At 64.2% G+C, this 10492-nt stretch carries 10 protein-coding genes; 3 read left to right on the top strand and 7 right to left on the bottom strand.

All coding sequences use genetic code 11. The annotated features are described in order from the left end of the window. Positions 1–980: AAA family ATPase (locus IV091_RS14690; RefSeq protein WP_293469994.1), on the top strand; the 980-nt coding region annotated here is incomplete at its 5' end. 168 nt (positions 981–1148) lie between these two features. Next, positions 1149–2603 carry an exodeoxyribonuclease I gene (sbcB, locus tag IV091_RS14685; protein WP_293469992.1) on the top strand — a complete coding sequence of 485 codons (1455 nt, stop codon included), beginning with the start codon at positions 1149–1151 and terminating at the stop codon, positions 2601–2603. Positions 2604–2670: 67 nt separating this feature from the next. Here the strand turns inward: sbcB and IV091_RS14680 are convergent, their stop codons facing one another. Both IV091_RS14680 and IV091_RS14675 read right to left on the bottom strand, forming a co-directional pair. Continuing rightward, positions 2671–3321: a glutathione S-transferase gene (locus IV091_RS14680; protein ID WP_293469998.1), complete on the bottom strand. Its 651-nt coding sequence runs from the start codon at positions 3319–3321 to the stop codon at positions 2671–2673. Between the two features lie 64 nt (positions 3322–3385). Then, complete coding sequence (locus IV091_RS14675; protein WP_293469990.1) at positions 3386–4336, bottom strand: rhodanese-related sulfurtransferase; 951 nt, start codon at positions 4334–4336, stop codon at positions 3386–3388. A gap of 259 nt (positions 4337–4595) precedes the next feature. Between IV091_RS14675 and IV091_RS14670 the strand changes: the two genes are divergently transcribed. After that, positions 4596–5741, top strand: coding sequence for a PHB depolymerase family esterase (locus IV091_RS14670; RefSeq protein WP_293469988.1), 1146 nt, complete (start codon positions 4596–4598; stop codon positions 5739–5741). Between the two features lie 88 nt (positions 5742–5829). On the opposite strand, the gene IV091_RS14665 is transcribed toward IV091_RS14670, so the two are convergent. From IV091_RS14665 to IV091_RS14645, 5 genes are all read right to left on the bottom strand, one after another. Then, positions 5830–6345, bottom strand: a complete 516-nt coding sequence (locus IV091_RS14665; RefSeq protein ID WP_293469986.1) for a DUF1499 domain-containing protein — start codon at positions 6343–6345, stop codon at positions 5830–5832. A 39-nt stretch (positions 6346–6384) separates the two neighbouring features. Continuing rightward, complete coding sequence (locus tag IV091_RS14660) at positions 6385–7518, bottom strand: HupE/UreJ family protein (protein WP_366807011.1); 1134 nt, start codon at positions 7516–7518, stop codon at positions 6385–6387. Next, a complete protein-coding gene (locus IV091_RS14655; RefSeq protein ID WP_293469984.1) occupies positions 7515–8690 on the bottom strand; it encodes a hypothetical protein in 1176 nt (391 codons plus the stop codon). Before IV091_RS14655 ends, IV091_RS14660 begins: the two co-directional genes overlap by 4 nt. Before the next feature lie 11 nt (positions 8691–8701). After that, a complete protein-coding gene (gene upp / locus IV091_RS14650) occupies positions 8702–9331 on the bottom strand; it encodes a uracil phosphoribosyltransferase (protein ID WP_293469982.1) in 630 nt (209 codons plus the stop codon). 55 nt (positions 9332–9386) lie between these two features. Then, positions 9387–10492: helicase HerA-like domain-containing protein (locus IV091_RS14645; RefSeq protein ID WP_293469980.1), on the bottom strand; the 1106-nt coding region annotated here is incomplete at its 5' end.

Raw genomic sequence — 10492 nt, 5'->3', positions numbered from 1 at the left:
AGCTGAAAACGCTGGAGCGCGACCTGAAAAGCGTGGTGTTCGGCCAGGACAAGGCACTCGACGTGCTGGCGTCCTCCGTCAAGATGGCGCGCTCTGGCCTGGGCAAAGACGACAAGCCAATTGGCTGCTTCCTGTTTTCGGGCCCCACGGGCGTCGGCAAGACCGAAGCCGCCAAGCAGCTGGCCTACATCATGGGCATCGAGCTGATCCGCTTTGACATGTCCGAGTACATGGAGCGCCATGCCGTGAGCCGCCTGATCGGCGCGCCTCCGGGCTATGTCGGCTTTGACCAGGGCGGCCTGCTGACCGAGGCCGTGACCAAGAAGCCGCATTGCGTGCTGCTGCTCGACGAAATCGAAAAAGCGCACCCTGACATCTTCAACGTGCTGCTGCAGGTCATGGACCACGGCACGCTGACGGACAACAACGGGCGCAAGGCCGATTTCCGCAACGTGATCATCGTCATGACGACCAACGCGGGCGCCGAGACCATGAACAAGGCAACGATTGGCTTTACCAATCCGCGTGAAGCCGGTGACGAAATGGCAGACATCAAGCGCCTGTTCACGCCCGAGTTCCGCAACCGCCTCGATGCGGTGGTGAGCTTCAAGGCACTCGACGAGACCGTCATCCTGCGCGTGGTCGACAAGTTCCTGCTGCAGCTCGAAACGCAGCTGGCCGAGAAGAAAGTGGAAGTGACCTTCACCGACACGCTTCGCAAGTACCTGGCCAAGAAGGGGTTTGATCCGCTGATGGGTGCGCGCCCGATGCAGCGCCTGATCCAGGACACGATCCGCCGTGCACTGGCCGACGAGTTGCTGTTCGGACGCCTGATCGACGGTGGCCGCCTGACGGTAGACATGAAGATCACGACCGACGAAAAAGGCGTGGAGACTGGCGAAGTCGAGCTCGACATCCAGCCCTTGCCCAAGAAAGAAGGCCGTGCCAAGCCCGAGGCGGAAGCCGCCGCGGCGGGCTGACCGGGCAGATTTCCTCAGCACAGCCTGAAAAGGCGAAAATGACCTGAAAGGCCGGTAGCATCACGCTATCGGCCTTTTCTTATGGCGCTACTGCATTCATAGCTACTCACCCTTACGCTATATGGGCTAGAAGCCTATTTTTCTTAAAAAAATTGAAGATACCACCTGATGGCTCCGCACACCTTTCTTTGGCATGACTACGAGACCTTTGGTCTGAACACCCGCCGTGACCGGCCCTCGCAGTTTGCCGGCATCCGTACCGATTCCGAGCTGAACGAAATCGGCGAGCCGCTGATGCTGTACTGCCAGCCCGCCAACGACTACCTGCCGGATCCGGCGTCCTGCCTGATCACCGGCATCACGCCCCAGCATTGCCTGCAGCACGGCCTGCCCGAGCATGCGTTTGCGGCGCAGATCGAACAGGTCCTGGGCCAGCCCGGCACGATCGGCGTGGGCTACAACACCATCCGTTTTGACGACGAAGTCACGCGCCACCTGTTCTGGCGCAACCTGATTGATCCATATGCGCGCGAATGGCAAAACGACTGCGGCCGCTGGGACCTGCTGGACGTGGTGCGCATGGCCTATGCGCTGCGGCCCGAGGGCATTGTCTGGCCAATCAAGCCGGACGGCCCCTTTGTCGGCAAGCCCAGCTTCAAGCTGGAAGACCTGGCGCGCGCCAACGGCCTGCTGCACGAGGCGGCGCACGACGCGCTGTCCGACGTGCGCGCCACCATTGCGCTGGCGCGCCTGATCCGTACGGCCCAGCCCAAGCTGTTTGATTTTTGCCTGGGTCTGCACAAAAAGGACCGCGTCGCGGCCGAATTGGGCCTGCCCGCCAGCCGCCAGACGGCGCGGCCTTTTCTGCATGTGTCGGGCATGTTCCCGTCCGAGCGCGGCTGCCTGGCCGTGATGTGGCCGCTGGCGACGCATCCTGCCAATAAAAACGAGCTGCTGGCCTGGGACCTGGCGCATGACCCCAGCGAGTTGCCCTTGCTGGACGTGGCCACGCTGCGCCTGCGGCTGTTCAGCAAGTCGGCAGAGTTGCCGGAGGGCGTGCAGCGCCTGCCGCTTAAATCGGTTCACCTCAACAAATCACCGATGGTGGTGCGCAAGCTGCAAACCCTGAGCCCCGAGATGGCGACCAAATGGGGTATCGACATGGAGGCCGCCCTGCGCCATGCCGAAATTGCGGCAGGCCTGCCCGACATGAGCGCCATCTGGCCCGAGGTGTTTCAGCGTCCCGCCGCCGCCACGCCCGACGTGGACGAGGACCTGTACGGCGGCTTCATTGGCAACGCGGACCGGCGACGGCTAAACCAGCTGCGCGCGCTGCCGCCGGCCGAACTGGCGCACAGCCGCATGGGCTTTGACGACGAGCGCCTGCCTGAGCTGGTGTTTCGTTACCGGGCGCGCAACTTTGCCGACACCCTGACGCCCGAAGAAACCGAGCGCTGGGAGGCCCACCGCGTGGCCCGGCTGCTCGAAGGCGAGGGCGGTGCCCGCAACGTGGACGCCCTGTTTGCCGAGATTGACACCCTGCAGGAAACCGCCGACGAGCGGGGCGAAGCGGTTCTGGGTGCGCTGTATGACTACGCCGAGGCGATTGCACCGGAAGCTTGAGCGTCAACAAACGACTTAATTGATAGCGCTTGGCGCCCGTTCCGTAAGGGCGAGAGGCCTGAAATGCTTAAATTTCAGCGTCATGCGTTGATGTTGCAGGTGGAAAAGCAGGGCCGCAGCGCCCGGCCTGCCAGGGCTGATATTTTTCCATGACCTGGTGAAATAGCGCACTGGACTCCCAGCGTCCCAGCCAGGCGCCCAGCTGCGGCCAGGGCTGGGCTGCAAACCAGCCCGGGTCGGTATGGGCAAACTGGCGCACAAAAGGCAGGATGGCCATGTCGGCCAGGCAGGCGGTGGGGCCGCACAGCCCGTCGTGGCGGCACAGCAGGGTGTCCAGCGACAGGAGCCACGCGGCTGCATGGCTGCGGTGGGATTCTGCAAAGGCTTGCTCATCGCCCGCATGTTCCCCGGCGTAGCGGTTCGGGTATTTGTAGCGGTCAAGGGCGTGCTTGAAAGGGCCGTCGTTGGCGGCAATCAGCGCTTGCTGGGCTTGCTGACCGGCGCTGTCGGCCGGGAGCCAGCCTTCGGGGTCGCGCTGGCGCAGGGCCCACTGCATGATGGCCAGGCTTTGTTCCAGCACCTCACCGCTGGCGAGCACCAGCACCGGTACGGTGGCCTTGGGGGAGGCTGCCAGCATCTCAGGCGGTTTGTCGCGCAGCACAATCTCCCGCAATTCGCAGGGCTGGCCGCTCACCGCCAGCGCCAGCCGGGCGCGCATGGCGTAGGGGCAGCGCCGGAACGAATACAGGACGGGCAGGGCGGAATCAGGCGTCACGGCGGCTTCAGGCGCTGCCCGGCTGGCGCACGCCAATATGCGCCTGGTGGCGCGCTTCGGCCAGGTCGACCTGCCGCTGGCGCTCGCGGTAACCCTCTTTTTGCTGTTCGGTGGTGCGGTCATGGCAGTGCGCGCAACTCACGCCCCGTTCATACAGCGGCGAAGCCCGGTCATCGGCGCTCAGCGGGTCGCGGCATGAGCGGCACAGTGTGAAGTCACCGGCATGCAGGCCATGGCCCACTGATACGCGCTCATCGAACACAAAGCACTCGCCTTGCCAGGTGCTTTGGGCCTCGGGCACGGTTTCCAGGTATTTAAGGATGCCGCCTTCGAGGTGGTAGACCTCGTCAAATCCCTTGGCACGCAAGAAAGCGGTTGATTTTTCGCAGCGGATGCCGCCGGTGCAAAACATCGCGACTTTGGGTTTTTGGCCATTCACGTCTGCGAGCTTGCCGCCTTCCTGCATTTCACGTTCCACCCAGTCGGGCAGTTCTGAAAAACTGTGGGTTGCCGGGTTGATGGCGCCCTGAAAAGTGCCGATGGACACCTCGTAGTCGTTGCGCGTGTCGACCAGCACGACGGCAGGGTCTGCCAGCAGCTGGTTCCAGTCCTGCGGCTTGACGTACTGGCCGGCCATGCGCGCCGGGTGCACGTCCGGAACGCCCAGGGTGACGATTTCGCGCTTGAGGCGCACCTTCATCCGGTAAAAAGGCATGTGCGGGGCATAGGCTTCCTTGTGCTCCAGCGCGGCCAGGCGCGGGTCCTGGCGCAAAAAAGCCAGCACGGCATGGACGTCTTCGTATCGTCCGGCAATGGTGCCGTTGATGCCTTCGGACGCCAGCAACAGCGTGCCCTTGACGCCGTGGGCCTCGCAGCATGCGAGCAGCGGCGCCTGGAGCTCGGCAAAGTCCGGCAGTTCAACAAACTTGTAAAGCGCGGCGGTCAAAAAATCTTGCATGGTGGTGATTCTGGGAGAAAAAGAAGGCCAGTCTGGCGCCTGGCAGCGCGCGTCATCACAGTCCAGGTGGCAGGTTACCAGGCGAATAGCCCGATTATCGGTCTGCCGAACGAACTGTAGGTTGTTGCTGACAGACTATTTTGCTGCACTGCAGCAAAATAAGCCGCTAGCCATTTAAAAAGGAAAATTCGCGCCTTCGCCCGATCCGGGCCAAAGCGCGCATTTCCATGCGTTTTCCAACTGACACCAAATTGACACCATGGCCCAAAGTCTGACCAGCCTCTGGCTGAAGAACATCGCGCGCATCGGCAAGGCACAGCGAGCGCAGGGCCGCAAGCTCCTGACCAGCCTGATGCCCAAGCCCGCGCGGCGCGCCAAAGCCGTCAAGGCCACCCAAGGTCTCAAGTTAACACCAGCAAAAACCGCCAAGCCGCCTCGTAAATCATCGGCAGAGCCGGCCCGCCCGATTTGCCCCTGGCCAGGCGTCTGGAAAAAGTCGCATTTCACGGTGCCGGCAGACGGGCAACTGGCCCCGGCACGGCGCATGGCCTACTGGCTGTATCTGCCCGCCAGCGCGTCGGCAACGACTCGTCCGCTGGTGGTCATGCTGCACGGCTGCCAGCAGACGGCCCCTGACTTTGCGCTGTCGACGAAGATGAACCAGTTGGCCGAGCGCAAGGGTTTTGCGGTGCTTTACCCGCAGCAGTCGGCGGCCGCGGACCGACACCGGTGCTGGCACTGGTACAAGCGCGCCACCCAGCAGGGCGAGGGCGACATCGCACTGATGGCCGGGATGATTGCGCAGGTTCAGGTCAAGCACCGGCTGGACAAGTCGCGCACCTATGTGGCGGGCCTGTCGGCCGGCGCCGGGCTGGCCACCATTCTGGCCTTGCGCCACCCCGAGCTGATTGCCGCAGTGGGCCTGCATTCGGCGCCGGTTTTTGGCACCAGCGACTCGCCCCTGGGCGCTTTTCGCGCCATGCAGCAAGGCTCTGGCCGCAGCTACCGTGAAACCGCCCATTCGTTTGCCAGCGCGCTGCCGCAGTTCCCCGGCATGCCCGCAATTTTGATTCACGGCGCCCGCGACCCGGTGGTTCGGCACATCAATGCGACGCAGCTGACAGAGCAATTTGCGATCATCAACGCGCCCGCCATCACCCGCCCCGAGCCGGTCAGCCGCAGCTATGCGGCGCGCACAGGCGGCCGCAGTCCGCGCCACGGCTACCAGACCGAGACTTACTATGCGGGCCAAAAACCACTGCTGCTGCGCTGCGAAATCAACTCGCTGGGCCATGCCTGGAGCGGCGGGGATGGCAGCCTGGCCTTCACCGCGCCGGAAGGTCCGGACGCGACGCTGATGATGTGGACCTTCTTTGCCCGCCATCAGCGCACGGCAAAACCCTGAGTTGCTGAGCGCGGCACGGCGCCTCGCACAACGCCATGAGATGCATTAAAAACGCCTTCAACCCAATGAATACGGGCGCTATTAGCTATTACTTTTGAAGTATGTCAGAGGCTTGTCCGCCTGCCGCGAAACGCGCCCGCAAAGCCTCGACCCGTGCGCGGTTGACGCCCAGGTCACTGCGCCCGATCCGGCTGGCCGAGCGCACGTGAATCACGCCCGCCGACGCGTCCAGATAAAACTCCACATCGTCGGTAAATTTCAGCCAGCGCGTGCTGCACTGGGCATACAGGTAGTCAGGCGATTGGGTTACCAGCAGGCAGCGGTCACTGGACTGCAGCAGGGCGGCCAGCCGGCGCAGGGCGGCCTGGCCGTCGCCGGTGTAGGTAAAAGGCGCAATCTCGGCATAGCGGCGCTGCGGATGCCCGGGAAAAAGTCCGGCCTGGCTGGACACGCTGTTGGGGGTCTGGGCGGGCGCCTTGAGGCGTCCGGCTTGCACGCCCAGCCCGTCTGGCGTGCGCCCGCTGAAAAATCCCAGCTGGCCCGCGCCCACCACCAGCACGGCCAACATCAAGGCCAGCAACAACAGGATTCCCATGATTTTCATGGTGGCGCCCCTCTTCCTTTTTTTAAAAATTGACAGTCGCTACAGGTCAAACATCCGCTGCACCAGCCACCATGCGGCCAGCAGCGCCACCAGAACGGAGCCAAACTTGAGCACGCCGACCCGGTAAAAGCCGGTGGCGCGCAAACTGTAGGCCACGGGCAGGAACACCGCGACGATGGCCAGCTGGCCCAGTTCCACACCGACGTTAAAGCCCACCAGGGCCAGCACCAGCGCGCCCTGCGGCAGTCCCAGGTCGGCCAGCACCGACGCAAAACCAAAGCCGTGCAGCAGTCCGAACGCAAACGCCATGACCCAGCGCCGGGATTCCAGTGTGCCGCGCAGGTTGCTCAATGCCGCCACCACCACCGACGCGGCAATCGCCGATTCAACGAAGCGCGAAGGCAGGCTGACCACCTCCAGCGCCGCCAGGCTCAGGGTGATGGAATGGGCCAGCGTGAAGGCGGTGACCACTTTGAGCACTTCCTTGACGGCGCCCGCCAGGTGGGGCGCGCCATGCCATTGGCCATCTCGCCGCACCAGCACGGCCGGCAGCAGCAGGGCCAGCAAAAACAGGATGTGGTCATAGCCGATCCAGATGTGCCAGACGCCGTCGACCAGGTACTGGCGCAGGGTCTGCCAGGCGCCAGGCGGCTGCAGCGCCAGCGACTGCGCGGCGGACTCGGTGCCAAAAACCAGGGCCTGAACCTCCTCGGTGCCCGGCGCAATCCATTGCACCAGACCCCGGTGCGACGGGTCGACATCAAACAGCAGCGAATACCGCGCGTCCAGCGCCCCAGTCAGGCGGGCGCAATGCGCCGTCAGGCTCAGCACGGCATAGGTGCCGTCGCTGTGCCGGTCCAGCATCAAGGGGCTGGCCGTCGCCCAGGTACAGGGCTGACCGGAAGACGACAAGGCCAGCCGGCTGGTGGCCAGCCGCGTGATGTCATCGCTGCGCTGGCGCACCTCGCCCCAGTTGATCTCGCCGTTGCCGTCGCGGTCCAGCTGCAGCACATAGTCGAGGTCGCGCAGCGCGATGTCCCAGCGCACCGCAATGTCGCTGCGGCCGGTGGTGGCGCGCAGCGTCAGGTAGCTGTCACTGGGCTTGTGGGCCCAGGCCGGGGCCTGGAGCATCAGCAGGGCCAGCAGCAGAAAAAGCTGTCGCAATTGGATCACCGTGCGGCTCCCTGCGCGGCGAGCGCATCGGCCAGCAGGTGAAGTGCCGGGTCCTGGTAGCCGCTGCTGCGCAACCAGTCGAGCGCGGCTTGGGCGGCCCTGGCCTGGCGCGCAGCGAGCGCAGCACGCATCAGGATTTCAGCGTCGCGGGGCTCTTTTTGGACCTGGTAGTTGCGGGCCGCGAGTTCCAGCGCCTTCGCGGCGTTGCGTTCCAGGTCCAGCTCAAAGCGCGCGGCTTCCTGTTCGTGCAGGCGGTCGCCGCGCTGCGCGGCAGCCTGGAAACGGTCGCGCAACTGAGCGGTCCATTCGTCGGTTCGTGCGCCCGCTGCAGCGCGGCCGGCCAGCGCCAGGCGCAACAGCAAAATGTCTGACCGCTCCCAGCCCGCCAGGAGTTTGAGCACCTCGCCGGGGCGCTGCTGCGTCAGTAGAAAGTCAGCATAAGCGCCCAGCAGGAACTGGTCGGTGATGCCCAGCGCGAGGGCATTTTGAAAATAGCTTTCAGCGAGCGCAGGGCGCTGCAGCCGCCAGGCCATTTCAGCGAGCCGTGTGTATTGCCACAGCAGCAAGGACGGTGCGGCATGCGGTGCGGCCTTGACGGCGTCGCTCAGCGCGTCGAATGTGGGCAGCAACGGGCCCGTCATGGACCGCGCATATGCGCTGCAGCCCGCGCCCAGCAACGGTTCGGCCAGGGGCGCCAGCCGCGCACAATCGGCCAGCGCTTCTGGGTAGCGGGCCTGCACCATGAAAATCGCGGCGCGCCAGGACAGCGCCACCGGGGAGCGGGGGTCAAGCTGGCTGGCCTTGGCCAAGCTGGCCAGCGCGCCCTCAAAGTCATGGCTGAACTGCTGTATCAGCCCGCGCACCAGCCAGTAGCCGGCGCTGTCGCCAGGGTTCGCCGCCAGCGGCGCGATGGCGGCCGAGGCGTAGCCGACAAAACGCGGGTCGCCCTGGGCCATGGCCAGGTCGAAGTAACGCTGGGCGATGTCCACGCGCAGCGCCGCGTCGCCGGGTCGGGCGGCCAGCTGCTTGCGCAGCGACTCGACGCGGCGCACCGACGGGTCGCTGGCCAGTGGCAGGCGTTCCACCACTTCGCTGTCGCGGGCGGGTGTAAAAGGCAGCGCATGGATAACCGGCGCCACGGCCAACAGCAGCGCCAAGGCCAATGGCCGCACGGCAAGCATGCTTACTTGGTGCCGAAAATGCGGTCGCCGGCGTCACCCAGGCCGGGCAGGATGTAGCCGTGCTCGTTGAGTTGCCGGTCAATCGCAGCGGTGTAGATGGCCACGTCGGGGTGGGCTTTTTGCAGGGCGGCAATGCCTTCAGGGCAGGTCAGCAAGCAGACAAACTTGATGGATTTTGGCTTGAGTTTTTTAAGCCGGTCGACGGCGGCAATGGCCGAATTGCCGGTGGCCAGCATCGGGTCGACGATCACGATGTCGCGCGCTTCCATTTCCTGCGGCATCTTGAAGTAATACTCGACCGGTTGCAGCGTTTGCGGGTCGCGGTACAGGCCCACATGGCCGACGCGGGCGCCCGGCACCACGCTGAGCATGCCTTCCAGAATGCCGTTTCCGGCCCGCAAAATCGACACAAACACCAGTTTTTTTCCGTCAATCACCTTGCCGGTCATGGTTTCCAGGGGTGTTTCGACTTCGACGTCCTGCAGCAGCATGTCACGCGTGACCTCATAGGCCATCAGGCTGCTCAGTTCATTGAGCAGGGTGCGAAAGGTGTTGGTGGAGGCATCCTTGCGGCGCATCAGGGTCAGCTTGTGCTGCACCAGCGGGTGATCGATCAGGTGAACGTTGCTCATAAATGGATGAATTTTTCTTTGTTTTGAATAACGGGTTGCGGGGACGGGGTCGCTTTCAGCGCCTCTTGCTGCCCAACAAGCTTCCCAGCACGCCGCGGATGATCTCACGCCCCACGGTGGAGCCCATGGTCCGCACGGCAGACTTGGCCATGCTTTGCGCCAGTCCATCGTACTTGGCGCCGCGCGGCCCGGTAGTGCCAAACAGCATGTCGTTCAGCCCACCCAGAATGCCGCCACTGCTGGTCTGGGCTGCTGCACCGGTCGCTGGGACGGCGGCTTCGGCACGTGCCTTGAGTTTCTCGTAGGCCGATTCACGGTCGACTTCTTTTTCGTAGACCCCGGCCACCAGCGAGTTTTGCAGCAATGCCTGCCGCTGCTGGGGCGTGATGGGCCCGAGCTGGCTGCCGGGCGGCAGCACATACACGCGCTCGGTCATGCTGGGCCGGCCTTTGGCGTCGAGCAGGCTCACCAGCGCTTCGCCCACGGCGAGTTCGGTGATGGCCGTTTCAATGTCCAGCCCGGGCTTTTGCCGCATGGTCTGGGCCGTGGCCTTGACCGCCTTCTGGTCGCGCGGCGTGTAGGCGCGCAGGGCATGCTGCACGCGGTTGCCCAGCTGGGCCAGCACCGAATCGGGAATGTCCAGCGGGTTCTGGGTGACGAAATAAACGCCCACGCCCTTGGAGCGAACCAGCCGCACCACCAGCTCGATGCGCTCGATCAGCGCCTTGGGTGCATCGGTGAACAGCAAATGGGCCTCGTCAAAAAAGAACACCATCTTGGGCTTATCGGGGTCACCAATCTCGGGCAGTTGCTCGAACAGCTCGGACAGCATCCACAGCAAAAACGTGGCGTACAAGCGCGGCGAATTCATCAGCTTGTCGGCCGCCAGCACGTTGACAATGCCGTGCCCGGCGCTGTCGGTCTGCATGAAGTCGCTGATGTTGAGCATGGGCTCGCCAAAGAACTGGTCGCCGCCCTGGGTCTCAATCTGCATCAGCCCGCGCTGAATCGCGCCCACACTGGCGGCGCTGACGTTGCCGTATTCGGTGGTGAAGTCGCTGGCGTTGTTGCCCACATGCTGCAGCATGGCGCGCAGGTCTTTGAGGTCGAGCAGCAGCAGGCCGGAGTCATCGGCGATCTTGAACACCAGGTTGAGCACGC

This window comes from Polaromonas sp., from assembly GCF_018780625.1.
Taxonomy (GTDB): domain Bacteria; phylum Pseudomonadota; class Gammaproteobacteria; order Burkholderiales; family Burkholderiaceae_C; genus Polaromonas.
This window is presented reverse-complemented; position numbering and strand designations above follow the sequence as displayed.